The sequence below is a fragment of the Cupriavidus phytohabitans genome, assembly GCF_017815025.1.
Lineage (GTDB): Bacteria > Pseudomonadota > Gammaproteobacteria > Burkholderiales > Burkholderiaceae > Cupriavidus.
The window spans coordinates 42,025-68,925 of record NZ_JAGIQB010000029.1 but is presented as its reverse complement, the minus strand read 5'-3'; the positions used below and the strand labels follow the sequence as shown (position 1 = coordinate 68,925).

Below are 26,901 nucleotides of genomic sequence, written 5' to 3'. Positions count from 1 at the left end.
GGCCGCTTTTTTTTTTGGCAGCGACTGGCGCGTCGGTCCTAGCGCTTTGCCGCCAGCTCGCCGTCCAGCACCGTCAGGATGTGATACGCCGCTTCCACCCGCGCCGGCACCGGCATGTTCTTGTTGCCGAGCATCACCAGCCCGATGCGCTTTGCGGGCACGAACACGACGTACGCACCAAACCCGTTGGTCGACCCGGTCTTGTTGACCAGCACATTGGCGCCCGGCGCCTGCGGCGGCTCCAGCCGGTCGACCTTGTTGGCCTCGAACACCATCCGCGGCGAGCTGCCCGCCAGGATGGCGCTGACCGGCGTCGGATAGGGATACATCTCCCATCCCAGCCCCTGCACCATGCCGCCGACCTTGAAGTAGCCCGTACGCGTGGTGGCGATGGCGCGCTGCAGCCTGTCATCGAGCCCGCTCGGCGACATGTTGGCCTCGACGAAGCGGATCATGTCGGCAGACGTCGTCTTCACGCCATAGGCCTCGGAATCCAGCACCCCCGGCGTCACGCGGGTCGGCTTGTCGTCCTTGGTGTAACCCGACGCGTAGTCCACCATCAGCGGCTTCGGCACCCGGATATAAGTGCGCTTCAGGCCAAACGACGGGAAGATGGTCTTCTCCATCAGGTCGTCGAACGGCTCGCCCAGGCTGCGCGCGGCGAGGTAGCCGAACAGGCCGATGCTGGGGTTCGAGTAACGCCGGTGGGTACCGGCCGCGTAGGCGGGTCGCCAGGCCTTGAAGTAATCGGTCATCGCCCGCGGGCTGTTGACCGTCTCGGGAAACTGCAGCGGCAGGCCGCCGGCCGCATAGGTGCCAAGGTCCAGGAGGCTGGTCGTGCCCAAGGCGCTGCCGGCAAGCGCCGGCAGGAATTTACCAGCGGGGTCCGACAGCGACATGGCGCCGCGCGCCTGCGCATAGCCCGCCAGCGTCGCGGTGAAGGTCTTGCTGACCGAGCCGATCTCGAACAGCGTGGACTCGGTGACTGGCTTGCCGCCCCGCTTCGCTGTCACGCCATAGTTGAAGAAATACTGCCTGCCGCCGGCCGTCACCGCGATGGCCATGCCCGGCACGTTGTGCGCCTTCATCATCGGCGCGATCGCCTCGTTGACAGCGCGCTCGAGCTGGCGCTGGTCGACCTTGTCGGCGGCGTACGTGGCTGGCGTGCACAGGAGACCGGCGGCGGCAATCGCCGCGAAGTGCGTGGGGGCAAGGATCGTCATGTCAGGCAATGGCAGGAGTGTCGGCAAACCGCGAGGGACTATACGCGTCTGCGCGCGGCTTGCACAATGGCAACTCCCTTCCTGGCGGGCCACCGTGGAAGCCTTCCGCCGCGAGAGACTCGCCGAATGTTTTGCCGCCCGTCACGGTTAAGCCCCGGAAAGCTGGCCGCCAGCGCTGAAACCCCCGGGCTCAACCCGCCGCGTCCGGGTTGAAGCCAAGCGCGGCGCTGACCACGCGGGCCTCATGCCGCAGGGCGGAGCCGACCGGCCCGTCGATCGACGGATCGAAGCCGCCGGTGGCGCCCAGCGCCGTCAGCACCGCGCACACGCGGCCGGTGTAGTCGCGCACCGGCGCGGCCACGGCGCTGATGCCGGTCAGGTTGGTGTCGCGCACCCAGGCGCAGTCGTCGGCCTGCACGGTGCGGCGCAGTGCGCCGATCGGGTCGTCCTGATCGAGCAATGCTAGCCGCGCCGGGCCGGCCTCTGCCAGTTCTTCCCTTGCCTGCGCCTGTACACGGGTTTCGTCCAGCAGGCCCAGGAATACGCGGCCGGTGGCCGACCACAGCAGCGGCATCACCGACCCCGCCCGCACATTCACCGTGACCGGCAGGCCCGGTTCTTCAAAACGCATGATGGTCGGGCCCTTGTTGCCCATCACCGCGACAAAGCACGTCACTTCCAGCGTCTCGCGCAGCCGCACCAGAGAGGCTTCGGCGAGCCGGATCGGGTCGGCCTGGCGCATCGCCGCCATGCCGATCTGCAGCGCCTCGTAGCCGAGGTGGTACTGCTGGGTACCGGATTCCTGCGCGACCAGTCCCTCTTCCAGCAGGCTGACCAGGTAGCGGTGCACCTTGGCCGGGCTTTCGTCGATATGCGCGGCCAGTGCGGTGAGGCTGGCGCGCCCGCCCAGCCGGGCCAGTCCTTTGAGCACCGCCATGCCCGTGACAGCGGACTGCACGCGCTGGCGGCGCTCCCGTGTGCGGAGCGAGGCGTCTGCAGGCGTTTCGGAGGCAGCGGGCTTGGAACGGGAGGCAGGCATGGCAGTGGTGTTGATGGTTGGGCAAGAGCAGGCAGATTAGGCCACGCCCGGGCGGGCGGTCGGCTTCAAGGTTAACCCTCAATTCAATCATTACGCAATGCGTATAAGATTTACGCAAAACAGAAATCAACGGAGACAACCATATGCCCCGCCCCCTGTTGCCGCGCCTGGCCATCGGCGCGCTCGTCCTGCCCTTGCTGTCCGCCATGCCGGCGCAAGGCGCCGACACCTACCCCGCCAAGCCGATCCGCTGGATCGTGCCGTACGCCGCGGGCGGTGGTTCCGACTTCCTCGCGCGCACCATCGGCCAGGGGCTGTCGGCCAAGGCCGGCCAGCCCGTGCTGGTCGATAACAAGCCCGGCGGCAACACCGCGATCGGCGCGGCCGAGACGGCGCGCTCGGCCGCCGACGGCTATACCGTGCTGTCCGCCGACAACGGCACGCTGGTGTTCAACCCCGTCCTGTACAAGACACTTTCCTACAACCCGGGCAAGGACCTGGCTCCGGTCACGCTGCTGGGCCGCTTCCCGATGATCCTGGTGGTCGGCGCGAACAGCCCGGTGAAAAGCGCCAGGGACTTCATCGCGCAGGCGAAGTCCACGCAGGGCGGCGTCAACTATGGCTCCGCCGGCGCGGGCAGCCCGCACCACCTGGCGATGGAGTTGCTGAAGGTGGAAGCCGGCGGCCTGCCGATGACGCACGCGCCGTACCGCGGCGCCGCTCCCGCGCTGGCCGACGTCGCCGCCGGCCAGGTGGCCGCAATGATGGTGGACTACGCCGCCGGAGCCGGCTTCATCAAGGGCGGCAAGGTGCGGCCGCTGGCGGTGGCCAATGCCACCCGGCTGCCGCAGCTGCCCGACGTGCCGACCTTCGCCGAACTGGGCTACCCGCGCGTGGAAGCCGCCGCGCTGGTCGGCATGGTGGTGCCGGCCGCCACGCCGCCCGAGGTCATCAACACGCTGAACAAGGATGTGGTCGCGGCGATCCGCGAGCCGGCGGTGAACAAGCGGCTGGTGGATTTCGGCGTGGAGCCGGTGGGCAATACGCCGGCGCAGTTCAGCGAGCTGCTGCGCACCGAGTCGGCACGCTGGACCAGGCTGATCCGCGACCTGAAGATCACGCTGGACAACTGAGGCCGGCAATCGTCTGGCAATCGCCTGACCCCAAGCCCGTCCGGCCCGCCCGGACGGCAATGTTCTTGCAGGAGTACGCAGCATGGCCACCCCCTCCCCCGACACCGCGCGCGGCGGCTGTCCCGTCGACCATTCCGCCTTCACCGCCCCCAATGGCTGCCCGGTCAGCCACAAGGCGGCCGAGTTCGATCCCTTCGGCGACGGCTACCAGCAGGATCCGCCCGAGTATGTGCGCTGGTCGCGCGAGCAGGAGCCTGTGTTCTACAGCCCGAAGCTTGGCTACTGGGTGGTCACGCGCTACGACGACATCAAGGCGATTTTCCGCGACAACATCACCTTCAGCCCGTCGATCGCGCTGGAGAAGATCACGCCCACCGGCGACGAAGCCAACGCGGTGCTGGCCTCGTACGGGTATGCCATGAACCGCACGCTGGTCAACGAGGACGAACCCGCGCACATGCCACGCCGGCGCGCGCTGATGGATCCGTTCACGCCCGCCGAGCTGGCGCATCACGAGCCGATGGTGCGGCGCCTGGCGCGCGAGTACGTCGACCGCTTTATCGACGACGGCCGCGCCGACCTGGTCGACCAGATGCTGTGGGAAGTGCCGCTGACGGTGGCGCTGCATTTCCTGGGCGTGCCCGAAGAGGACATGGACCTGCTGCGCCAGTACTCCATCGCGCATACGGTCAACACCTGGGGCCGCCCCAGGCCCGAGGAACAGGTCGCGGTGGCGCATGCGGTCGGCAACTTCTGGCAGCTGGCCGGGCGCATCCTGGACAAGATGCGCGAAGACCCGTCAGGCCCGGGATGGATGCAGTACGGCCTGCGCAAGCAGAAGGCACTGCCCGAGGTCGTCACCGACTCTTACCTGCATTCGATGATGATGGCCGGCATCGTCGCCGCGCACGAGACCACGGCCAATGCGTCGGCCAACGCCATCAAGCTGCTGCTGCAGCACCCGGATGCATGGCGCGAGATCTGCGAGGATCCCTCGCTGATTCCCAACACGGTGGAAGAATGCCTGCGCCATAACGGCTCGGTGGCGGCGTGGCGCCGGCTGGTCACGCGCGACACGGAGGTGGGCGGCATCCGGGTGGCCGCCGGCAGCAAGCTGCTGATCGTGACCTCGTCGGCCAACCATGACGAGCGCCACTTCGCTGATGCCGACCTGTTCGACATCCGCCGCGACAACGCCAGCGAGCAGCTGACCTTCGGCTACGGCTCGCACCAGTGCATGGGCAAGAACCTGGCGCGCATGGAAATGCAGATCTTCCTGGAAGAGCTGACGCGCCGGCTGCCGCATATGCGGCTGGCGGAACAGGTCTTCACCTACGTGCCCAACACTTCGTTCCGTGGCCCCGAGCACCTGCTGGTCGAATGGGATCCTGCGCGGAACCCGGAGCGCCGCAACCCTGCACTACTCACGCAACGGCAGCCCGTGCGCATTGGCGAGCCGTCGGCGCACACCAGCGCGCGCACCGTGGTGGTGGAAAGCATCGCCCCTGCCGCCGACGGCGTGCTGCGGCTGCGGCTGGCGGCGCCGGACGGCAAGCCGCTGCCGCGCTGGGCGCCGGGCTCGCATATCGACGTGGAGTGCGGCGATACCGGGTTGTCGCGCCAGTATTCGCTGTGCGGCGATCCCGACGATGCCGCCGTACTGGAAATCGCCGTGCTGCGCGAGCCCGAGAGCCGTGGCGGCTCGGCCTGGGTGCACGACAGCGTCAAGGCGGGCGACCGCTTGCGCATCCGCGGCCCGCGCAACCATTTCCGTTTCGACGAGGGCTGCGGGCGCGCCATCCTGATTGCCGGCGGCATCGGCATCACGCCCGTCAGCGCGATGGCGCGGCGCGCGCGCCAGCTCGGCATCGACTACGAGATCCATTACTGCGGCCGCTCGCGGCGGTCGATGGCGATGCTGGACACGCTACAGGCCCTGCATGGCGAGCGCCTGCATATCTATGCAGGCGACGAAGGCCGCCGCGCCGACTTCGCCGCATTGCTGGCCACGCCTCAGCCGCGCACCCACGTCTACGCCTGCGGTCCGCAACGGCTGCTCGATGCGCTCGCCGATGCCTGCGCGGCGTGGCCGCAGGACGCGCTGCGGGTCGAGCATTTCGTGTCGCGGCTGGGCACGCTGGACGCGTCGAAGGAGCAGCCCTTTACCGTCGAACTGAAGGACTCCGGGCTGGTCATGGAGGTGCCCGCCGGCCAGACCCTGCTCACGGCGCTGCGCGGCGCGAATATCGACGTGCAGAGCGATTGCGAGGAAGGCCTGTGCGGCTCGTGCGAAGTGCACGTGCTGGCCGGCCAGGTCGATCACCGCGACGTGGTGCTGACCCGCAGCGAGCGTGACGCCAACGACCGGATGATGGCGTGCTGCTCGCGTGCGGCCGGCGGGTGCCGGCTGGTGCTGGAACTGTGACGACAGCCACCGCATCGGCACAAAGTGCCTCGGACAGCCCCTCGCCCTACACACTCCGGCGGCGCGTAGGACAATGCCTGACAACGGCAACAAGGAGCAGGGGCTAAAGTAGCAGCGCTACAGGCTACCCCACCCCGCTCCCTTTATGCGCTTTACGCCAGCCGCCTCGACGGCAACGCCCCACCGCCTCCTGCCGGCCCTCGTTTCCGTGGCCACCTCGTTGGCCACATCCATCGCAGCCACCGCCGCGCTGGCCGCGCCGCCCGCGCAAAGCCCGCAGCTCTCCGGCCTCGCCACGCTGCTGCTCGGCACCGTGCGCGGCAAGCCGACCGGCATGACCGGCGTCACGCGGCTGACGGCTGGCAATGCCGACCGGGAATTGCGGATGGCCTGCCAGGAGCTGGTGCGCGCCGGCCCGCTGGACCTGGACGACACCACGCGCCTGGACGGCTGCGTGGCCCGGCCCGGCAAGATCGTCGAGTTCCAGCTCAAGGTGTCGGGCGTGGATGCCACGCGCGACGGCACGCGCGAGTACATGGCATCGGCCAAGCCGATCCTGGAGCGCGGGATCTGCCGCAATCCGGACGTGCCGGTGCTGGGCAAGCTCGGCGTGACCCTGCTGTACCACTACACCGCGGGGCGGCAGTCGCTGGTGCGGCTCAATATCGCGCCGGACCAGTGCCTGCGCAAGTAGGCGGGCGCTGGCACGCCTAGCGCCTCTCCCCCTCCCCGAGGACCTCGTCACAGACCGCCAGCCACGCGCGCGCCGCGTGCGACAAATAGCGCCCAGGCGACCAGATGTGCGCCATGGCCCAGTCCATCGCGGGTTCGGTCAGGCGCGCCATGGCGAGCGTGTCCTGGCCCTGCAGGCGCTCGGCCAGCGGCTGCGGCAGGAAGGTGGTGCCCAGTCCCGCCGCCGCCATCGAGGCCAGGAAATCCCAGTGGCCGCTACGCGCCACCACGCGCGGCTCGATGCGCGCTTGCAGAAAGGCCTGGCTGAGCTTGCGCGTCAGCGAGAAGTCGTCGGTCAGCATCACCAGCGGCTCGTCGCGCAGCGCACCCAGCGTGACGGTACGCCCGCGCGCCCACTTCGCCTTGCGCGGCCCGACCGCCCAGATCGGGTGCCGGCCGAACTGCCGGGTCTCCAGCGCCAGCCCGCTGTCGCCGGGTAGCACGGTGGCCCCGACTTCCAGTTCGCCGCTGGCAACCAGTTGCTCGACCACCTGCCCGCCGTGCTCGTCCAGCGTCAGCTGCAGGTTGGGATAGCGCTGCCGGAACGCGCTGACTGCCGGCGAAAAAAACAGGTTGACCATCGGCGGGATGCCGACGGTCAGCTGCCCGCGGCCCAGCGATGACAGGTCGGCCACCTCCAGCGTCAGCCGGTGGACAACGCCGAGCGCCTCCTGCCCGCGTTCGTACACCACGCGTCCCACGTCGGTCAGGCGCACGCTCTTGCCTTCGCGGATCAGCAGCGGCTGGCCGACCTCGTCCTCGAGCTGCTTCACCATCTTGCTGATGGTCGACTGGGTGACGAACAGTGAGCCGGCCGCCTGCGTGAAGCTGCGCAGGCGGGCGGTCTCGACGAAGTAGCGCAGCGCGCGGATATCGATAGGCATGTGGAACTCAGGCTGGATCGTGGCGGCACGCATCCATGAACAAAGCGAATGGTAAAGCTAATATTAAATCATGAATGGAATGCGAAGGTTTGGCTACACTTCGCTTCCACACATCGCCCCTGCCCGACTGCGCCGCCATGAAGCGTGGAGCGGCAGGCGGCGGTGCGCGCCCCCGAACTCCTTGTGTCTTCAAGACCCCGCTCCATGGCTAGCTGGCCGAATGCACGACAGTGGCTGTTCTCGCTGAAGGCATTTGCCGCCGCGATGCTGGCACTCTATATCGCGCTGGCGCTTGGCCTGCCGCGGCCGTACTGGGCCATGGCCACCGTGTATTTCGTTTCGCATCCGCTGACCGGCGCGACCCGCTCCAAGGCTGCCTATCGCGTCGCCGGCACGGTGCTCGGCGCCACCGCCGCGGTCGCGACCGTGCCACAGCTGGTCAACATGCCGATCGTGCTGATGGGTGCGATCGCACTGTGGATTACCGCGCTGGTGTACCTGTCGCTGCTGCAGCGCTCGCCGCGCAGCTATGTATTCCTGCTGGCGGCGTACACGCTGCCGATCGTGGCGCTGCCGGCGGTCAGCCAGCCGGCCGGGATCTTTGATATCGCCGTGGCGCGCATCGAGGAGATCGTGATCGGCATCGTCTGCGCCGGGCTGGTCGGATCGATCGTGTTCCCGGCCAAGGTGGCGCCCGCGCTGCGCCAGCGTGCCCAGAGCTGGCTTGCCGACGCCAGCGGCTGGGCCGCGGCGATCCTGCGCGGCAGCCCCGGCGCCGACGATGGCCGCCATCGGCTTGCGAGCGACATCCTGGCGCTGGACCAGCTGATCAGCCAGCTCGCCTACGACACCGAATGCAGCCGCACACTGCACCATGCGCGCGCGCTGCGCCAGCGCATGACCATGCTGATGCCGTTGCTGTCGTCGCTGGAAAGCGTGCTGCAGGCGCTGCGCGGAATGCCCGGCGGCATGCCCGCTCCACTGCGGCGGGCAATGGATTCGACTGCCGCGTGGCTGGATGGCGGTGCCGAGCGGCCAGCTCCGTTATTGCAACGCGACCGGCGCCTGGACGGCGCGGATGGCGACTGGCCGGCGCGGCTCGCCACGACCGCCGCGGGGCAGTTGCAGCGCCTGTGCATGCTCTACGCGGAATGCCTGGCACTGCAACGAGGCATCGGCGAACGCGGCCCCGCAGCGCCGTCCACCTGCAGCCAGCCGGAACCGGATGGCACCGGCCATCACCATGACCACGGCATGCTGCTGTTCGGTGCCGTGTCCAGCGGGCTGGCGGTGTTCTGTGCCGGGTTGCTGTGGATATTTTCGGGCTGGGAAGACGGTGCCGGCGCGGTCGCGGTGGCATCGATCGCCTGTTGCTTCTTTGCCGCCATCGACGAACCGCGCCGCATGGCCGGCTCCTTCCTCCGGTGGAGCCTGGCGTGCCTGCTGGTGGCCTCGGGCTACCTCTTCGTGGTGGTCCCGCACGCGCACACCTTCGAGGCGCTGGCGGCGATGCTGGCGCTGCCCTACCTCGGCATCGGCCTGCTGGTGGCGCGGCCGGGCTTCCAGCTGATCGCGATGCTGCTGTCGGTCAACACCGCCTCGTTCGCCAATGTGCAGGCCGTCTTCGACGCGGATTTCCTTGGCACCTTCAATGCCTGCCTGGCCAGCGCCGCCGCGATGCTGTTCGCGCCGCTGTGGTCGATGGCGGTGCGCCCGTTCGGCGCGCGCGCGGCGGCGCACCGGCTGGTGCGCGCAAGCTGGCGGGACCTGGCACAGGCGGCCACCCTGCGCGCGTCGGATGGCGACGCGCGGCTGGGTGCGCGCATGCTGGACCGGCTCGGCCAGCTGGTGCCTCGCCTGGGCGCGGCCGGTGACCCGCTCTCGTCAGACGGCTTCCATGCGCTGCAGGCGGGCTATTGCGCGCTGGCGCTACACAAGGCGCTGCCGGACCTGCCGCCGGCGGCACGCAAGCCGGTGCGCCGGGTGCTGGCGGCAGTCGCGCGGCATTACCGGTCGCGGCTGCGCAGCGGCCATGCGGTGGCGGCACCGGTGGCGCCGGCGGCACTGCAGCGCTGGGTCGCCGATGCCATCTCCGCGCTGCCACGCCAGGACAGTGGCGCGCTGCGCGCGCTGGTGGTGCTGCAGGTCACGCTGCAGCCCGGCGCATGCCCGCCGACGCGCGCGGCCTGATCCCGTTCCCCGCCCTCGTTGCTTCCCGATGCTCAGTGAAATCGATCTCTATGGCGTGTTCGTGCCAGGCGTGCTGGTGCTGATGGTGCTGGCCTTCGCCGCCACCACCGCGATCCGCCTGGCGCTGGCGGCGCTGGGCTGCTACCGGCATATCTGGCACCGCTCGCTGTTCAATCTTTCCCTCTATGTGATCGTCCTGGGCACCGTGGCGGCGGTCTTCGACGCGGTACCGGGACTGCCGTCATGACACTCCGACTCCGCCCCCTGCTTCCCTTGCTGCCTACGCTGCTGGCCGTGCTCGCCGCCGTGCTGGTGCTGCGCCACCTGTGGGACTACTACACCGCCGCGCCATGGACGCGCGACGGCCATGTGCGCGCCGACATCGTCCAGGTCGCGCCCGACGTCGCAGGCCTGGTCACGCGCGTGCCGGTGCGCGACAACCAGTACGTGCAGCGCGGCGAGGTGCTGTTCGAGATCGACCGCGACCGCTACGCGCTGGCACTGCAGCAGGCGCTGGCCACCGCCGCCACGCTGCGCGCGACGCTGGCCCAGGCGCGGCGCGAAGCCGCGCGCAACCGGGCGCTCGACGGGCTCGTGGCCGGCGAAGTCGCCGAGCAGGGCCGCGCCCGCGTGGAGCAAGGCGAAGCCGCGCTGGCGCAGGCCGAGGCGACGGTGCGGCTGGCGCGGCTGAACCTGGAGCGCACCAGCGTGCGCAGCCCGGTGGCCGGCTACCTCAACGACCGCCTGCCGCGCCTGGGCGACTACGTGTCCACCGGCCGCCCGGTGCTGTCGATGGTCGACGCGGCGTCATTCCATGTGGAAGGGTATTTCGAGGAAACCAAGCTGCACCGCATCCACATCGGCAGCCCGGTGGACGTCCATATCATGGGCGAGCCCCGGCACCTGCGCGGGCATGTGCAGAGCATCGCCGCCGGCATCGAGGACCGTGACCGCAGTGCCGGCTCCAACCTGCTGCCCAACGTCAACCCGACCTTCAACTGGGTCCGGCTGGCGCAGCGCGTGCCGGTGCGGATCGTGCTGGAAGACGTGCCCGCCGACGTCAGGCTGGTCTCGGGCCGCACCGCGACGGTGTCGGTGCGCGAACCGCGGCGCCCTGCCGCGGCGCGATCATGAGCGGGCGCCTTTGCTGGCTGGCGTGCGCGGCCGCGTGCCTGTGCGCTTGCGCCACGGTCGGCCCGGACTACCGAGTGCCCGAACGCGCCGCGTTCAAGGCTGCGCGGGCCAACGGCGCGCTGCAGGGCGGCACCGCGCATGGTGTCGACATCGGCCCGGTCCCTGACGACTGGTGGCGTCTCTATGACGACGCGCGGCTCGACCGGCTGGTGCAACAGGCGCTGGCCGCCAACACCGACATCCGCGCCGCCTCGGCCAACCTGCGGCGCGCGGTGGCGCTGCTGCACGAAGTCGAGTCCGAGAACCTGCCGCAGGGCGGGGCCGACGCCAGCGTGTCGCGCGCGCAGCTGTCGGCCCAGAGCTTCCTGCAGACTGTCAAGCCGCCGGTGTTCAACCTGGGCGATTTCGGCTTCGGCGTGTCCTACCTGGTCGATTTCTTCGGCAAGCTGGCGCGTGCCGACGAGGCCGCGCTCGCCAGCGCCGAAGCCAGCGAAGCCACCCTCGACATGGTGCGCGTCAGCGTGGCCGCGCAGACCGTGCGCGCCTACGTGCAGGGATGCGCCGCCACCCATGAACTGGCAGTGGCCACGCAGCAGCTTGCCGTGCGCGAGCGAACGCTGGACGCAACCCGCCGGCTGGTCGCCGCCGGCCGCGCGCAGCCGCCGGACGTGGCCCGCGAACGCGCCCGCACTGAAGCACTGCGCGCCGCCTTGCCGGCCTTCGCGGCGGAGCGCGCCGCGGCGCACCACCGCCTGGCGCTGCTGCTGGGCAAACCACCGTCGGGACTGGCGCCGGACGACGTCGATTGCCACACCGAGCCGGAATTGCACGCGCCGTTGCCGGTCGGCGACGGTGCCGCGCTGTTGCGGCGCCGTCCCGATATCCGCCAGGCCGAGCGGGAGCTGGCCGCGGCGACCGCGCGCATCGGCGTTGCCACCGCCGACCTGTACCCCTCGATCCGCATCGGCGCCAGCGCAGGCCTGACCGGCGTGCTCAGCGACTTGGGCAGCGGCCCGACGGCGCGCTGGAGCCTGGGCCCCATGCTGAGCTGGTCGCTGCCGACCAACGGCGTGCGTCACCGCATCCACGGCCATGAGGCGGCCGCCGACGCCGCGCTGGCTCGCTTCGACGGCGCCGTGCTGCGTGCGCTGCAGGAAACGGAAACGGCGCTGTCCGCCTATACCCGCGCACTGGAGCGGCAAGAGTCGCTGCATGCGGCGCGCGAGCAGGCCGGCGAAGCCGCGCGCCAGCAGGTGCGGCTGCAACAGGCCGGGCGCATCCCTTACCTCGACCGTCTCGACGCCGAGCAGGCGCTGGCCGATGCCGAGGCCGCCCTGGCGGTGGCCGAAGCACAGGTGTCATACCGCCAGGTGGACCTGTTCCTCGCCTTGGGCGGCGGTTGGCAAGCCGCACCCAAGGCCCCGGCAGAGCCCTTGGAAAGGCCTGCGCATAACGATGAAAAAAGCGACTGATTTTTGTCATTTTTAATCGTCACAGGAATGGATCAGCGTGACTACACTTCGTCCGTGATCGAGCGCGCCCGCGCCGAAGCTCGCGCCCGCCATGCGGTTCCCTGTGCACAAAGTGCCCCCGCGGCGCCCGCTTCGGCGATCCAGGCTACGCCGGCTGCGGCACGCTGAACCCTACTGAGGCGCGCGCTCCGGTGCTAGATTGGAAAGGCCTGCTGGCGGCAAATGCCAGCTGCGCCTGACAACGCACACATCACACGACCCACTACAGCGAGGAGCCGCGCATGTCCCTCCCCCACCTAGCTTCCGGACAGATCGCCAGCGTGCTGCCCCTGGGCACGCGCCTGGACCAGACTGTCACCCAAGCCCTGTTCAAGGAAGGCCCGCTGGAAGTGATGCGGCTGGTGCTGAAGGCGGGCAAGCATGTGCCGCCCCATGCAGTCGACGGCCCCATGACGGTGCAGTGCCTGGAAGGCGAAGTCCGGCTACGCGTGGACGGCGCCGAACGCGGATTGCGCCAGGGCGACCTGCTCTACGTCGGCCCGGGCGTGCGCTATGACCTGACCGCCGACACCGATGCGTCGGTGCTGGTGACGATGGTGCTGCCGGCCGGCCGCTGACGGTCTCGTGCCAGGTATCAGCCCTGGCCGGAGGCCGTGACAGGCGGCGCGTCGTCAAGGCTTCTGCACAAACGGCAGAAGGAGCTCCGGGTGTTCCCTCCCAAAGCAGGGTTGAGCGCCCCTGGCGTGGCCGAAAATTGCCGAAGTTCCGTCTTGAGCGCCCACAGCGGTCAACTGATGCGCCGCATGGCTTCCCGGATCGGATCCGCCTCGGTCGGCCTTATCAGTCTGGCGACTTCCTGCCCGTCGCGCAGGAATACCAGCGTCGGCCACAGCTTGATGCGGAAGGAGCGGCCGAGCGGGCGCCCGCTGCCGTCCTCGACCTTGATATGGCGCAGCCCCGGATGCACGGCGAACGCTTCGGCAAGCGCGGGCTGCGCACGCTGGCAGAAGCCGCACCACGGGGCGCCGAACTCCAGCACGGTGCCGCCGTTCAGCGCATCCACTTCGGTACGGGGCGGCTCGGTGGCCGCGTAATGCTGGGTCATGGGCATGGTCGGGTCCTTGGTTCGATGACGACGGGATGCGGTCGGCACGCATGGTCGCATTGCTGCCGGATTCGTGCCAGATTCGTTCTGGCCCGGCGGGGCCGCCAGCGGCCTGGCCAAGCCCATCACGCCGTGTAATTTCTACGCCGCCGGGCCGATTTGCCACCATTCCGGCAGCAGCCGGCGCACCTCCGGCGCGGCAAAGCGGTCGTCGATCAGGTAGACCACGCCTTCGTCCTGCTGCGTGCGGATCACCCTGCCCGCGGCCTGCACCACCTTGCGCAAGCCCGGATAGAGATAGGCATAGTCGTAGCCCTGGCCGAAGGCCGACTGCATGCGCGCGCGGAACTGCTCGTTGACCGCGTTGAACTGCGGCAGCCCCAGCGTGGCGACGAAGGCGCCGATCAGGCGCTCACCGGGCAGGTCCACGCCCTCGGCAAAGGCGCCGCCTAGCACGGCAAAGCCGATGCCTGCGCCATCCGGGACAAAGGCGGACAGGAAGGCGGCCTGCGCCGCCTCGTCCATGCCGCGCGACTGGACCCAGTACGGAATGTCGGGATGGGCCTGCGTGAAATTCGACACGGCCTGCTGCAGGTACTCGTGGCTGCTGAAGAACGCGAGGTAGTTGCCGCGGCGGGCGCGAAACTGGTTCGCCATCAGCGCGGCAATGTCCGGCAGCGACTGGCCGCGCCGCGCATAGCGGGTGGAAATCCGGCTGGCGATACGTACTGACAGTTGTTCCGCCCGGAACGGCGACGGCACCGCCACGCGCGCGCAGTCGGCAGGCAAACCCAGCGTATCGAGGTAGTAGGCGGCCGGGTCCAGCGTGGCCGAGAACAGCGTGACGGAATGCGCCGCGGCAAAGCGCGGCCGCAGGAACGGCGCCGGGATGACGTTGCGCAGGCACAGGCGCGCATGGTTGCCGCGCCGGGCGTTTGCGGCGAGGGCTGGCCGCTGGATATCGAACAGCGAACTGGCATCGAGCTGCTCTGCCAGCCGGCTGAAATGCAGCGCATCGAAATAAAAGCGCTGCAGCGCCGGGTCGATCGCCGCGGGCTGCTCGGTCATGTGCGCCAGCACGGCCGCGCAGCAGTCATCGAGCGCCCGCAGCAGGGGCGCGGGCACTTCCGGCAAGACTTCATAGGCAACGTCGGCCTGCCGCGCCAGCGCGCTCCAGTGGCGCGCCAGCCGGGCCAGCGGCCTGGCCACCGCGCCGGGCGCGCCGCGCCGGGCTTCGCGCAGCGCGTGCGGATCCAGCTCGGCGGTGTACATGGCGCGGCCGCGCTCGACCAGGTTGTGCGCCTCGTCGACCAGCACGCTTGCGCGCCAGCCGTTGGCGATCGTCAGCGCATACAGCAGCGCGCTGCGGTCGAAGAAATAGTTGTAGTCCGCCACCACCACATCGCTCCAGCGCACCAGTTCCTGCGCCAGGTAGTAGGGGCAGATGCCATGCGCCAGCGCCAGCGTGCGCACCGCGGCACGGTCACGCACCGGCACGTCGCAGGCGGCTTCGCGCGCGGCCGGCAGGCGATCGTAGAAGCCGCGCGCCAGCGGGCAGGATTCGCCGTGGCAGGCGAGCTCCGGATGCTCGCAGGCCTTGTCTCGCGCCACCAGTTCGATCACGCGCAGCGGCTGCGCGCCGTGGCTGCGCAGCGCCTGGGCGGCCTGCAGCGCGACGCCGCGCCCGGTGGAGCGCGCCGACAGGAAGAACGCCTTGTCGATGCCCTGCCCCGGCATCGCCTTGAGCAGCGGGAACAGCGTGCCGACCGACTTGCCGATGCCTGTCGGCGCCTGGGCCAGCAGGGTGCGCCCGGCGCGGTTGGCGTTGTAGACCGCCTGCGCCAGTTCGCGCTGGCCAGTTCGGAATGCCGGGTGCGGAAAGGCCAGCCGCGCCAGCGCGGCATCGCGGGCCTGCCGGTGCGCCAGTTCGGCCTGGGCCCACCGCAGGAAGCGTTCGCAGGTCTGGACGAAGAACGCATCGAGCGCGTCCGCGGTGAAGTGCTGCACCACCGGGTGCTCGCGCTGGCCGATGATGTCGAAATAGACCACAGCCACGTCGATCCCGGGCAATCCGAGTTTGCGGCACATCAGGCAGCCATAGATCTTTGCCTGCGCCCAGTGCAGGTGGCGGTGGTTATCCGGCACGGCGGCCTCGCCGCGCACGGTCTTGATTTCTTCCAGGCGGTTGGCCCCCGGATCGTAGCCATCGGCACGGCCGCGAACGTGCAAGGGCCCAAAATCCGCCGACAGCGGCACTTCCGCCTGGTAGTCCGGTCCGCGCCTGCCGGTCACCAGGGAGTGGCCGGCGACGCCTTCCTGCGCGGTTGGCGTCGGCACGAAGCGCAGGTCGAGGTCGCCTGCCCTGGCGGTGAAGTCGCACAACGCGCGCACGGCGACGACGTAGGCGGGAGCTTGCGCTGGAGCTGGGGCACGAACGGGGGCGGCAAGTGGGTCGACGGACACGAAGGCTGGAACGCTAAAAAGGCTGTATGAATATACAGTATCCGAACCGATTCTCCCGCCCTGTGCGGCAACGGCGGCATAAGGAAAGAGCAAATCGTTATTCCACCAGCGGCAAGATCCAGAAGCACATGCTGCGCACTGGCGCGCAGGTGTAACGCACCGCGGTTCAGCCGCCCGGCGCCGCCCGCGTCCGCAGCAGGGCACTCGCGCCGCCGGCCAGTGCTCCACGCGCCGGGCGCCCGCGCCGGCCCGCCGCGGCAACGCCCTGGCTGCCGGCACCCTTCTGTTCGCGATATTCGACAAGCATCGCCTCGCGCTGGCGGATGCGTTCTTCCAGTACGGCAATCGACTGGCTTAGCCGCGCCATCTCGCCGCCCTGGCGTGAAGCCGCTTCGGCAGCGTGCGCAAGCCGCTCCAGCGCGGCCTTGCGTTCTGCTTCCAGCAACTTCTGCGCTTCCTTGCCCGCCATGCGGGCCGCATCCAGTTCCAGCGCCAGCCGGCGTTCGCTGGCGGTGGCGCGGGCGGTCATGGTTTCGCGCTCCTGGTCCCACGCGCCGCGTTCCGCGGCGAATTCCCGCTGCAACGAGGCACGGGCCTCCAGCGCGATGCCAGCCTCGGCTCGCAACGTCTCCACCTGCTGCTGCAGGCCTGCAGCGCGGGCTTCGGCCTGCGCGCCGCGCTCCAGCGCCTCGTCCCGCGCGCGCGTCAGCTCCGCCATCGCCGCTTCGGCACCGTCCAGCCGCGCCTGCATGACCAGGCGCTCCTGCTCCAGCGCCTCCCGTTCCCTGGCCAATGCCGCCTGCGCCTCGGCCAGCGCCGTTTCGCGCTGGGTCAGCGCGGTTTCCGCCTGCGCCCGGGCAACCTGCAATGCAGCTTCCCACAGGTAACGCGCCGCTTCGGTGACCGGTTCCGGGCAACCCGGCTTTGGCGCGAAGCCTTGCGGATCCTGCAATCGCCCGCCGAGCGCGGCGAACCAAGCGTCGAGGTGGGGGCTGACAGTGTTGGGCGAACCGCGGCCCAGATGCAGGCGGATGCGTTCGATGGTCGGACGCTGGCCTGCCTTGAGCAGGCTGTCGGCGGCGGCCCAGACGTCGTCGCGATTGATGCCTCGGGAGCGGAGCGTTTCCATGGTGTGATCCGGAGAAGACCCAAATAAGGTTCGATAATGGAGACTTATCGAGCGCTATTCGATATTTATGTATGATATAATACAGCATACATCATATTTATTATGATAACAGCCGACCCGCTAGCCAACCCACCGCAGCTTGCCTCCGATGTCGAATTCCCGGCGCCGCTCCGCCCGTCTGAACTGGATCCCCTCGCCGAACAGGCCGCGAACGCACTGCGCCGCGAAGGCGAGTCGTCCAACACCGTGGCGAGCTACCGCTCTGCCCTGCGTTACTGGGCTGCATGGCACGGGCTGCGCTATCGCCAGCCGGCCCGGCTTCCGCTTGCTCCTGCCGTCGTGGTTCAATTCATCGTCGACCACGCTACGCGGCAGACGCCGCACGGGCCGGTCTGTGAACTACCCCCGGCGATCGACCAGGCGCTGGTCGCTGATGGATACAAGGCACGACCCGGCGCGCCCGCGCTGTCCACGCTGACGCACCGCCTTGCGGTGCTGGCCAAGGCCCACCGCATGCAGCAGTTGCCCAATCCTTGTGCCGACGCGTCCGTGCGCGAATTGATGTCCGGCATCCGCCGCGCCTATGCGCGCCGCGGACACCGCCCGGCGCGCAAGGCCGCGCTGACGCGCGACCCGCTGCTGCGGCTGCTCGCTGCCTGTGATGATTCATTGCGCGGCGTCCGTGACCGCGCGGTGCTGTTGTTTGCATGGGCCAGCGGCGGCCGCCGTCGTTCCGAGGTCGCGCGCGCGACGGTGGAGAACCTGACGCGTGTCGCGCCGGGTGAATTTGTCTACGTGCTGGGCTGGTCCAAGACCAACCAGTCGGGCCGCGACCACGCCGATGCCGCCAAGCCGGTGACGGGTGCAGCGGGACAGGCACTGGAGGCGTGGCTGGCCGCTTCGGGAATTGCAGGCGGACCGCTGTTCCGCCGCATCCGGCGCGGCGGACATGTGGGTGAAGGCTTGTCCGATGCCGCAGTGAGCCGCATCGTCAAGGCGCGCTGCGCGCAGGCGGGACTTGAGGGCGATTACTCCGCGCATTCGCTGCGCGCGGGTTTCGTCACCGAAGCGGCGGCGCAACAGGTGCCGCTGGCCGAGACCATGGCGATGACCGGCCACGCCAGCGTAGCCACAGTGGTGCGCTATTTCCGTGCGGCGGACATGCAGCGCTCGCGCGCGGCGGACCTGCTCGGGCCTGCACAAGCGGAAGAACAAGACGGCTAGCGGGCGCAGAGCGCGCCGCAAATTCGGGTATTTCGCTAGCCCCGTGCGCTGGCCCGGGATGCGTCAGGTGCCTATACTGGCAGGCGCGCCGGACATTGCCAGATGCGCTGGCCGGCAGTACCCGGAGGTCCGGGGCAGGTGATGGCGGCCCGCCCGGACGAGCCCACGACGTGCGCCGGAACGCGTGCCGGAGTGACCGGACCGGCTGCCGGGCCAACCCAGTGGAAATGCGGAGATGGGCATGCCCAACGAACAATTCCTCGCCACCCAGGAAACTCGCCGCTCGGGGCTGCAAGCCTTGCGGGCGGCCTTGCTGCAAGTTCACAAGGAAGTCATCGGCTACGACCGCGGGCAGTACGAACGGCTGAACGGCCCGATCCCGGCCGGACTGTTTGTCCAGCTGGTCACGGAGGACAACTTCTTTCGCTGGCTCGATCCGCTGTCGCGGCTGATCATCGAGGTCGATGAGGAACTCGAATCGAAGGAACATCACGACGAAACCTGCCGCGCCGTGGCGCGTGCCGCCGAAAGGCTCTTCAGCGACGGTGCCGATCCCGGCTTTCGCAAGCGCTACCAGGAAGCCTTGCAGGACGAATCGGGCGTCATCGTGGCGCACGGGCGACTGATGTCCGTGATCGGCCAGCTACGGCAGCTGCCCTAGCTGCCGTGGCGTCTATCAAAACGTAGCGTCAGGCCCTGGCGCTAGCGCACTTCTGCGTCAAGCGAGATAGCCAGGAAGTCGTGCGCCTTGGCCATCCCCGCCAGACATCCCGGCCAGACATCCGTCATCGGCCCCTGCCTCCGCCATGTCCGCCATGTCCGCCATGTCCGCCATGTCCGCCAGCAGCCCAGCCGCCTCTGCCACGGCCGCCGCCGTGCCAGCCGCGGTGTCCATGGTGTCCGTGCCTCCAGCCGTGGCCACCGCCACCATAGATAAAGGCAAAGCTGCCGTAGTAGCTGCTGTATCCGGGGCCGTAATAGGGGTAGCCGGGCGCGACCGGATAGCCGCTGTAGTACGGTGAGCTGACCGGGTAGGCGGGATAGGCCAGGTAGTCGTCGCTGGCATAGGGATAAGCCACGCACCCGCTGGCCAACACCACCGCAAGCAATATTCCATATCCGAAGCGCATGGGGTTCCCTCCTTGCATCGCCAGCCTGCATTGCGGGCACAGGTTAGACCCCCGCCACTGCCACGCAATTCCACCGGCGCCCGGCCCGCAATTGGCGATGACTTACGGTCGCTGCGCCGCAGCCTAATCCAAATCACGACAATTCAGGGACATATTTAGGATTTGTCCGATATTCGCATGAGAAAGCCCGTATTACATTGCCCTTGCACCCGGCCCGCGGGTGCCCCGACAGAGCCAGGTTGCCCCCCTTCCTGGTTCCTTGCACTGCCACGATGGTCCCCGCCATCGTGGCAATTTTTTTGAGCATGCGCGGGGCTACAGGCCCTTCTCGACCATTTCCAGCAGCCGTTGCCCGAGCGGCTCGGCCATTTCGCGCGCGCGGCTGCGCAACGGGCCGTCGATCAGCAGGATTGCCAGCCCGTGCACGGCGGACCAGGCCAGGTACTCGGCACCGGGCCGCCGCTCGGGTGGCAATGCGCCGGACTCCACCAGCTTGTCGAGCGCGGCGCCAAGCAACTGGAACGGGTTGAGCCCGCTGTTGCCCGCCTTGGCGGGATCGGCGTCATCCTCGACCTCATCCGGCACGGAGAATGCCGTACGGAACAGGCCGGTTTCCGTCAGCGCGAAGCGCAGATAACCCGTGCCGACCGCGCGCAGGCAGGCGCGCGCATGGGCAGCGGCGCCACGGCCGGGGCGCAGTCCGCCAATCTCTGCCTCCATGGCAATCGCCAGCGACGACAAGGCTGACGCTCGCACCGCCTGCAGCAGGTCCTGCCGGCTGGCAAAGTGCCGGTAAGCCGCATTGGGAACGACGCCGGCGCGGCGCGTGGCCTCGCGCAGCACGATGGCGTCTGGGCCGCCTTCGCGGGCCAGGTCAATGCCGGCGTCAAGCAAGGCGCGGCGCAGGTCGCCATGACGGTAAGTGGCGCGCGCCGGTGGCGCGGGGACGGCCGGCTTCATGCGGCTCCCCTGTGATGCTGGAATCGGTTCATTATCTGTAGGCGCTTATAGTGAACAGTGTACACAAACAAAGCGCCATCGGCTCGCCGCGGGCCCGTATCCGCAGGCCGGCATCCACAACCGGTATCAGAGAATGGGGGCGAACAGCTTGGCCACGTGCATGGCCACGCGCAGCGGCGCGGGCGCGCCCAGGAACTCATCCGGCCCGATGCGTGTGGCGTTGGCGAAATCGGATTCCAGCATGGCCGCCACGTCGGCGGCGAAGCCCTTGTCCGCCGTCATCACCATCAGTTCGAAATTGAGGCGGAACGAGCGGTTGTCGAGGTTCGCCGTGCCCACCGCGGCGGCCTCGTCATCGATCAGGATCACTTTCTGGTGCAGGAACCCGGGCTGGTAGCGATACAGCTTGATTCCCGCCGCGACTGCCTGGTACGCATAGATTGTCGACGCGGCGTAGACGACGACGTGATCGGGACGCGCCGGTATCAGGATGCGCACATCGACGCCGCGCAGCACCGCCAGCCGCAGCACGGCGAACACCGCCTCGTCCGGCACGAAATACGGCGACGTGATCCACAGCCGGTGCCGGGCCGACTGGATCGCCTCGACAAAGAACAGCGAACACGTTTCCTGCGAGTCCGCTGGACCGGTCGGGACCACCTGGCAGGTCATGCGCCCGCCCACCTCGGCTGGCGGCATCAGCAAATGCGGGACTTCGCGCGCGGCCCAGTACCAGTCTTCGGCAAAGGACATCTGCAGGTCCAGCACGGCACTGCCGCGCAATGCGATATGGGTGTCGCGCCATGGCGCCAGCGACGGATGCTCGCCCAGATACTCCACGCCGACATTGTGGCCACCAATAAAAGCCTCGCGCCCGTCCACGATGACCAGCTTGCGGTGGTTGCGGAAGTTGAGCTGGAAGCGGTTGACGAAGCCGCGATGCGTGGAAAACGGCCGGGCATCGACACCCGCCTCGAGCAGCGTGCGCACGTAGCGGCGCGGCAGCGCGTGGCAGCCGATGCTGTCGAACAGGAAGTAGACCTTGACGCCGGCCTGCGCGCGCTCGCACAGCAGCGCCTGCAGGCGCCGGCCCAGCGCATCGTCGTGGACGATGAAGAACTGCACGATCAACACTTCCCTGGCCTGGCCGATCGCGGCAAAGATGGCATCGAAGGTCTGCGTGCCATTGACCAGCAGCCGCACGTCGTTGTTGGCCAGGCATGGCATGCCGGTCAATCGCGGCAACGCGCGCATGCAGACCTGCGTTGGCTCGTGCACCACGCAGGCGCTGCGGGCCTCGCGTTCGCGCGGTGTCATGCCATGGCGGATCTCGCGCAGCCGGTCGTCATTGAAGCGGCGCGCATCGACATAGCCGGCAAAGGTGCTGCGTCCGAAGATCAGGTAAGGGACCAGCGTGACATACGGCATCATCAGCAGCGACCCCGCCCAGGCGATCGCGCCAGGCGCGGTGCGCACCGTCATGACGGCGTGCAGCGCCGCCACCAAGCCGACGACGTGAAAGGCCAGGAGGATGAAGGCGATGACACTCGGGCTCTGCAGCATCGGTGGCTTGAGTCCCTGGACCGGAACACGATGCGCGCTATTTTGGCACACCGCGGGCGGGATGTTGATGCCGCGGCGCACGCCTGCCTTCTTTTTTGGCACGCCGATGGGATGACGGTGCCATGCGGCCGCCAGGCCTGGGGCCGGCCCGTTGTCCACAGGATCTGTGGACAACTTCGTCTCCCCCCCGGCCCCGGCCGGCCATCAATGGCCGCCATTTACCGCGCTGCCACAAAAAGGGCAAAAACGGCGAGCTTCTCGGAAACATCTGATTGTTCCACGGCACGCGGCTTTTTACGCTTTGAGGCCGGTCCGATCCCGTTGAAGCGCTGTCGGTATCTGCCCGCCAAGCGTCCGCTACCCGTCCTGTTCCTGCGGTTCTCACACGCCGTCACGCTCGCTTCGTATGCCGTCGCCGATCACTATTGCGCTGCTGCTGGGCAAGTCGCCCCAGCTCCAGGACGTTCCAGACCTGCTGGTGCGCTCGGGTTTTCGCTGCAGCATTTTCGACGCGGGCCGCGACCTGATCCACAGCACCCTGCAGCAGACCTACGACATGCTGCTGCTTCCCGACGAAGTGGCCGACATCCCGGCCATCGACGTGATCCGCGCGGTGCGCAGCGCGCGCTCGCGCGATGTGCCGATCATGATGCTGGGCAGCGACAGCAGCGAAGACCGCCTGGTTGATGCGCTCGACGCCGGTGCCGACGACTACATGTGCCGTCCGCTCAGCCACCGCGTGCTGCTGGCGCGCATTGCCGCGCTGCGCCGGCGCGTGACCGGCGAGCGTTTGCGCCAGGGGCTGGTGGTGCGTGCCGGCCCGTACCAGCTCAACAGCGTCGGGCGCTTCGCCACGCTGCGCGACGAGCGCATCGCACTGACGCCGAAGGAATTCGACCTGGCCATGCTGTTGTTTTCCAATGTCGGCAGGGTGATGCCCAACAGCCGCATCGAGCAGACGGTATGGCGCCATGAATTGCCGCCGCTGTCACGGGCGCTGGCGGGGCTGATGTCGCGGCTGCGCAAGACGCTGCGGCTTGGCATCGAGAACGGCATCATCGTCACCGTCGTCTACGCCCATGGCTATCGGCTCGATGTGCTGGAGGAAAGCAGCCTGCCGCGCCTGCCGGCAGCCGGTCGCAAGCCCCCCGGTTGCTAGCCCTGCAGCGCAGCCGCCAGCGACAGGAACTCGAGCACCGCCATGCCCGTGGCCGAACGCTTGGCCTCGCGCTTGGCGACTGCCGCGGCGGCGCCGATATGCTGGCTGCCCAGGCGCTGCAGCGCAGCCACGCCCTCCCCACTCACGCACACCACGCCCGCTGCCATCGATACCGGCGGAAAGAAGACCGGCTGGCCGTGCCTGTCTTCGCCCTGCATGCCGCCTGCGGCACGATCCCCCGGCGCATACATGGCGAGGGCCGCATCGTTGAAGCGCCGGATCGCCTCGTGCATCCGTGCCGGCCAGTCGCGGCTCTGGAACAGCACCAGGAAGTCGTCGCCGCCGACATGGCCAAGGAAATCGCGCGCCGGATCACATGCCTCGGCCAGGATCGCGGCGGCGCCCTTGAGCATTTCGTCGCCCTTCCAGTAGCCGTACTTGTCGTTGAACGGCTTGAAGTGGTTCAGGTCGACATAGCACGCGCGGAACTCGCTGGCGGCTTCGATCAGGCGCTCGATATGCTGGTTGAGCGGGATATTGCCCGGCAGGAACGTCAGCGGATTGGCATAGCGGGCCGCCTCCATGCGCACTTCGGTGATCGCGCGGATCAGGTCGGCGCCGGTGCCCAGCCCGATATAGCGCCCTTGCTCGGTGATCAGGAAGCCGTCGGCCAGCGAGCGCGTATTCTCTCCGGACAAGATCTGCGCCATTTCCTCCAGCGTCGCGCGGCGCTCGAAACAGGCCGGTTCGCGGTTGGCCATGGCAATGCAGGCCTTCTTGCCATACAGCTCGCGGTGGAACGGTGCGGCATAGCGGTCGATAAACCCTTGGCGGCCGATGATGGCGAGCGGCCGGCCATCGTCATGGACCACCGCCACGGCGTGCAGCTCGGGCTGGTCCTGGAACATGCGCAGCACCGCGTCGTTGCTGGTGGAGGGCGATACGGTCGGTGCCGGGCGCAGCAGCCGCCCGGCAGTCATGCCGGACCAGCCCGAGCGCACCACCTGCGGAAACACGGCAATATGCCGGGATGCCAGCGTGCGCCGCACCTGCGGTGCCACCTGCGTATCCGGGCGCGCCGACGGCCGGCCGATGTAGTAGCCCTGTGCGCCGGTCACGCCGAGGTCGCGGACCACCGCAAGTTCGTCCTCATGCTCGATTCCCTCGGCAATGACGCGCCCGCCGAAGGCGCTCATCATGCGCATCACCGCACGCAGTATCTCCAGCCGCCGCGAGCACGAAGCGATGCCGCGTACCAGCGATTTGTCGATCTTGACGAACTGCGGCGACAGATGCGCCAGCAGGTCGAGATTGGCATGGCCGGAGCCGAAGTCGTCCAACGCATACTGCATGCCCAGTTCGCGCAGCAGCGACATGGCCGTGCCGAAGCTCGCGGCATCGCCGATCGGGGTCTGCTCGGTGACCTCGACCACCAGCCGCGACGGTGCGATACCGGCTCGCAGCAACGCCGCCGACAAGCGCTCGCGATCGGCCAGCAGATGTCGCAACGTCATCGGACTGAAATTCAGGAACAGCTTGCCCGGCAGCTCGAGGCCGCGCCAGGCGGCCAGCGCGGTGCGCGCCGCCTCGATTTCCAGCGCGATCGTGTTCTCGACGCCCTGTGCAAGGCGAAACAAGGCTTCCGGCAACGCGTAAGGCGAGCCCGCCGGGCCGCGGACCAGGGCTTCGTAACCGAGCAGCTGGGCATTGCCGGCCTGCACGATCGGCTGGAACACCGCATGCAGCGGCGGGATCTGCGCGCGGGGCACCGCAGGCGCGGCAGGTACGCCTGTTGCGAGGTGGAACGGTAGCAGTGCGGCGTCGTGGCCGGGCATGAATGGATCCGGGGAGGCGAAGCAGATTGGCAGGGCACAAGACCACAGAGGCGGGCCACATTGCATGACATAAATGTGACGGCACGATGACAGTCCCCTGCCTGTCATGTCACGCCGGCGTCACGTTGATCCGCCACCATCCGTGCGCCGCCAGCGACCCTCCCGCACGAGGAAGGCGCGACGGCAAACCGGGTCAAGCCCGGGCTGCGCTGCCGCCCGCCGCGGTTGGCTGGACGCGCGCCCGTCAGGAGTCATCTCCGTGTTGCACGTCATCAAGTCAAGCCTGCCGGGCCGCCGCCCGGCTTTTGCCGTACTGGGCCGGGCCGCCTCGCGCCTGAACCGCCTGCCACTGGTCGCACGCCTGTGCGCCGCCTTTGCCCTGGTCTACCTGTTCGGGGCCGCGGTCGGGTTGACCGGCATCGCCAACCTCGTGTCGATCAAGGCGCGCACCGATACCCTCTACCAGCAGGACATGCATGGCGCCATGTCGGCCGAGCGCGCGCATTCGGCGCTGGCCGCACTCGGCCGCGCCCAGCTGGCGCTGACCATGGCCACCAGCGGCGCCGAGCGCGACACCGCCGCCGCCGAGATCGACCAGGCGCTGGGGCGGCTCGACACGGCGCTGGGCGGGGTGCGCCAAGCCAATGCCACGCAGGCCGTGCCGCTGCTCGACGCCAAGCAACGCGCCGCCGGGCTGGTGCAAGGCTATGTCGCGCTGCTGCGCAAGCAGCCGCTCGATCCGTTGCAGTTCGACAGCGCGGTCTCGGTCGAGGGCCACTTTGTCACCGAGCAATTGCAGGCGCTGAGCCAGCGTATCGAGGCGGTGCGCGTGCAGCAGGAGCGGCAGGCCGCCGCCACCGTGGCAAGCGTCGCCAGCAGCCAGCTGCGCGCGCAAGCGTGGATGGTAGCCCTGCTCGGCGCCAGCCTGCTGGCCGCCGCAGGGCTGGCGTGGATCGCGGCACGCAGCCTGCGTGCCGAACTGGGCGGCGAGCCGCGCGACGCCGCCGAGATTGCGCGGCGCATTGCCGCCGGCGACCTGACCGCCACGATCGCGCTGCATCCGTCGGATCGCAGCAGCATGCTGCATCACGTGGCGGGCATGCGCGACCAGCTCGCCGGGGTGCTGGCGCGCATTCATGGCTCCGCGCAGGAGGTCGCCGCGGCCAGCCAGCAGATCGCCGCCGACAATCACGCCTTGTCGGCCCGGACGCAACTGCAGGCCAGCGCACTCGATGCCGCGGGCGCCAGCATGGAGACGCTGGCGGGGCGCGTTGCCGACGCGCACGCCCAGGCGACCGAATCGAGCCTGCTGGCCGACCAGGCGCGCGCCGCCACCGATGCCGGCGCAGACGTGGTGCGGCAGATGCGCGGCGCCATGGACGCGCTGCACGGGCACTCGCGGCACATCGCGGAAATCGTCAGCGTGATCGAGGGCATCGCGTTCCAGACCAATATCCTGGCGCTCAACGCCGCCGTCGAGGCGGCCCGAGCGGGCCCGGCCGGGCGCGGCTTTGCCGTGGTTGCGCAGGAAGTGCGCGCGCTGGCCCAGCGCAGCGCCGATGCCGCGCGCGAGATCGGCGGCATCATCGGCACGGCCACACATGAAATCGGACTGGGCGCGCGCCTGAGCGGAGACGTGGTTGCAGCCATGGAGCGCATCGCCACCGCGGTCCGGCACAGCCATGCGCTGGCCGGAACCCTGTGCGCGCTGGCCGACCAGCAGGCCGCCAGCGTGCAGGCGGCTGCAGGAGCCGTCACGCAGCTGCGCCTGACCGCACAGCAGAATGCCGCGCTGGTGGACGAACTGGGTGGTCAGGCCGGTCGCCTCGATCACCAGGCTGCGGTCCTGGCCGAGGACGTGGCGCGTTTCCGCTTCTGAGCGGCAAGCTTTATTGCTCCCCGGTCTCGCTTGTCCGTCAGGCAGCCGTCACCGTCAGGCAGATGTGTCAGCGCGAAACATTTGTCATGGCGAAGTAACCGGCATTTACGTCTTCCTCGACAAAGTTACAGATCTGTTTCAACTGAAGCGGTGCCAGTTACGTGCAGGCCGCTGCCTGCCTAGTAATCTTGCCTCACACCAACTGAACTGGCATCCGCCCAG

Annotated in this window: 22 protein-coding genes; 12 read left to right on the top strand and 10 right to left on the bottom strand. The window is 68.8% G+C overall.

Annotation, left to right across the window (positions count from 1 at the left end):
• Positions 1-38: 38 nt before the first annotated feature.
• Entirely contained in the window at positions 39-1,223 is a 1,185-nt protein-coding gene (ampC, locus tag J8I34_RS20235) for a class C beta-lactamase (protein WP_209806808.1), read from the bottom strand.
• Positions 1,224-1,413: 190 nt separating this feature from the next.
• Positions 1,414-2,262 carry an IclR family transcriptional regulator gene (locus tag J8I34_RS20230; RefSeq protein WP_209806807.1) on the bottom strand — a complete coding sequence of 283 codons (849 nt, stop codon included), beginning with the start codon at positions 2,260-2,262 and terminating at the stop codon, positions 1,414-1,416.
• A 143-nt stretch (positions 2,263-2,405) separates the two neighbouring features.
• Here J8I34_RS20230 and J8I34_RS20225 point away from each other — a divergent pair, with 143 nt between their 5' ends.
• The 3 genes from J8I34_RS20225 to J8I34_RS20215 all read left to right on the top strand — a co-directional run bounded on the left by J8I34_RS20225 (position 2,406) and on the right by J8I34_RS20215 (position 6,514).
• Positions 2,406-3,395, top strand: a complete 990-nt coding sequence (locus tag J8I34_RS20225; protein ID WP_209806806.1) for a Bug family tripartite tricarboxylate transporter substrate binding protein — start codon at positions 2,406-2,408, stop codon at positions 3,393-3,395.
• Between the two features lie 82 nt (positions 3,396-3,477).
• Positions 3,478-5,820 (top strand): cytochrome P450/oxidoreductase, encoded by a 2,343-nt coding sequence (locus J8I34_RS20220; RefSeq protein WP_209806805.1) that lies wholly within the window; start codon positions 3,478-3,480, stop codon positions 5,818-5,820.
• Positions 5,821-5,965: 145 nt separating this feature from the next.
• Positions 5,966-6,514 carry a hypothetical protein gene (locus tag J8I34_RS20215; protein WP_209806804.1) on the top strand — a complete coding sequence of 183 codons (549 nt, stop codon included), beginning with the start codon at positions 5,966-5,968 and terminating at the stop codon, positions 6,512-6,514.
• A 16-nt stretch (positions 6,515-6,530) separates the two neighbouring features.
• On the opposite strand, the gene J8I34_RS20210 is transcribed toward J8I34_RS20215, so the two are convergent.
• Positions 6,531-7,436: a LysR family transcriptional regulator gene (locus J8I34_RS20210; RefSeq protein WP_209806803.1), complete on the bottom strand. Its 906-nt coding sequence runs from the start codon at positions 7,434-7,436 to the stop codon at positions 6,531-6,533.
• A 204-nt stretch (positions 7,437-7,640) separates the two neighbouring features.
• Here J8I34_RS20210 and J8I34_RS20205 point away from each other — a divergent pair, with 204 nt between their 5' ends.
• From J8I34_RS20205 to J8I34_RS20185, 5 genes are all read left to right on the top strand, one after another.
• Entirely contained in the window at positions 7,641-9,626 is a 1,986-nt protein-coding gene (locus J8I34_RS20205; protein WP_209769069.1) for an FUSC family protein, read from the top strand.
• Positions 9,627-9,654: 28 nt separating this feature from the next.
• Positions 9,655-9,873, top strand: a complete 219-nt coding sequence (locus J8I34_RS20200) for a DUF1656 domain-containing protein (RefSeq protein WP_209769071.1) — start codon at positions 9,655-9,657, stop codon at positions 9,871-9,873.
• Positions 9,870-10,760, top strand: a complete 891-nt coding sequence (locus J8I34_RS20195; protein ID WP_209769078.1) for an efflux RND transporter periplasmic adaptor subunit — start codon at positions 9,870-9,872, stop codon at positions 10,758-10,760. The genes J8I34_RS20200 and J8I34_RS20195 overlap by 4 nt, the downstream gene beginning before the upstream one ends.
• The gene (locus J8I34_RS20190; RefSeq protein ID WP_209769080.1) at positions 10,757-12,232 is read left to right on the top strand and encodes an efflux transporter outer membrane subunit; all 1,476 of its coding nucleotides are present in this window, start codon (positions 10,757-10,759) and stop codon (positions 12,230-12,232) included. The genes J8I34_RS20195 and J8I34_RS20190 overlap by 4 nt, the downstream gene beginning before the upstream one ends.
• Before the next feature lie 281 nt (positions 12,233-12,513).
• Positions 12,514-12,849 (top strand): cupin domain-containing protein, encoded by a 336-nt coding sequence (locus tag J8I34_RS20185; protein WP_029047434.1) that lies wholly within the window; start codon positions 12,514-12,516, stop codon positions 12,847-12,849.
• A 170-nt stretch (positions 12,850-13,019) separates the two neighbouring features.
• On the opposite strand, the gene J8I34_RS20180 is transcribed toward J8I34_RS20185, so the two are convergent.
• The 3 genes from J8I34_RS20180 to J8I34_RS20170 form a co-directional block, all read right to left on the bottom strand.
• Entirely contained in the window at positions 13,020-13,343 is a 324-nt protein-coding gene (locus J8I34_RS20180; RefSeq protein WP_029047433.1) for a thioredoxin family protein, read from the bottom strand.
• A 135-nt stretch (positions 13,344-13,478) separates the two neighbouring features.
• Entirely contained in the window at positions 13,479-15,800 is a 2,322-nt protein-coding gene (locus J8I34_RS20175; RefSeq protein WP_209806802.1) for an ATP-dependent DNA helicase, read from the bottom strand.
• A gap of 166 nt (positions 15,801-15,966) precedes the next feature.
• Positions 15,967-16,929: a DNA-binding protein gene (locus J8I34_RS20170; RefSeq protein WP_209806801.1), complete on the bottom strand. Its 963-nt coding sequence runs from the start codon at positions 16,927-16,929 to the stop codon at positions 15,967-15,969.
• Between the two features lie 102 nt (positions 16,930-17,031).
• On the opposite strand from J8I34_RS20170, the gene J8I34_RS20165 reads away from it, so the two are divergent.
• Both J8I34_RS20165 and J8I34_RS20160 read left to right on the top strand, forming a co-directional pair.
• A complete protein-coding gene (locus J8I34_RS20165; protein WP_209806800.1) occupies positions 17,032-18,153 on the top strand; it encodes a site-specific integrase in 1,122 nt (373 codons plus the stop codon).
• Between the two features lie 235 nt (positions 18,154-18,388).
• On the top strand, positions 18,389-18,814 hold the full coding sequence (locus J8I34_RS20160; protein ID WP_209769103.1) for a hypothetical protein: 426 nt from the start codon (positions 18,389-18,391) through the stop codon (positions 18,812-18,814).
• 124 nt (positions 18,815-18,938) lie between these two features.
• Here the strand turns inward: J8I34_RS20160 and J8I34_RS20155 are convergent, their stop codons facing one another.
• The 3 genes from J8I34_RS20155 to cls form a co-directional block, all read right to left on the bottom strand.
• On the bottom strand, positions 18,939-19,283 hold the full coding sequence (locus J8I34_RS20155; protein WP_209806799.1) for a hypothetical protein: 345 nt from the start codon (positions 19,281-19,283) through the stop codon (positions 18,939-18,941).
• A gap of 315 nt (positions 19,284-19,598) precedes the next feature.
• A complete protein-coding gene (locus J8I34_RS20150; RefSeq protein WP_029047427.1) occupies positions 19,599-20,243 on the bottom strand; it encodes a TetR/AcrR family transcriptional regulator in 645 nt (214 codons plus the stop codon).
• Positions 20,244-20,369: 126 nt separating this feature from the next.
• Positions 20,370-21,806 (bottom strand): cardiolipin synthase, encoded by a 1,437-nt coding sequence (gene cls / locus J8I34_RS20145; protein WP_029047426.1) that lies wholly within the window; start codon positions 21,804-21,806, stop codon positions 20,370-20,372.
• 418 nt (positions 21,807-22,224) lie between these two features.
• Between cls and J8I34_RS20140 the strand changes: the two genes are divergently transcribed.
• A complete protein-coding gene (locus J8I34_RS20140) occupies positions 22,225-22,965 on the top strand; it encodes a response regulator transcription factor (protein ID WP_209806826.1) in 741 nt (246 codons plus the stop codon).
• Here J8I34_RS20140 and J8I34_RS20135 read toward each other — a convergent pair.
• Positions 22,962-24,800, bottom strand: a complete 1,839-nt coding sequence (locus J8I34_RS20135) for an EAL domain-containing protein (RefSeq protein ID WP_209806798.1) — start codon at positions 24,798-24,800, stop codon at positions 22,962-22,964. The genes J8I34_RS20140 and J8I34_RS20135 overlap by 4 nt on opposite strands.
• Before the next feature lie 259 nt (positions 24,801-25,059).
• On the opposite strand from J8I34_RS20135, the gene J8I34_RS20130 reads away from it, so the two are divergent.
• A complete protein-coding gene (locus J8I34_RS20130; protein WP_209806797.1) occupies positions 25,060-26,679 on the top strand; it encodes a methyl-accepting chemotaxis protein in 1,620 nt (539 codons plus the stop codon).
• Positions 26,680-26,901 lie beyond the last annotated feature (222 nt).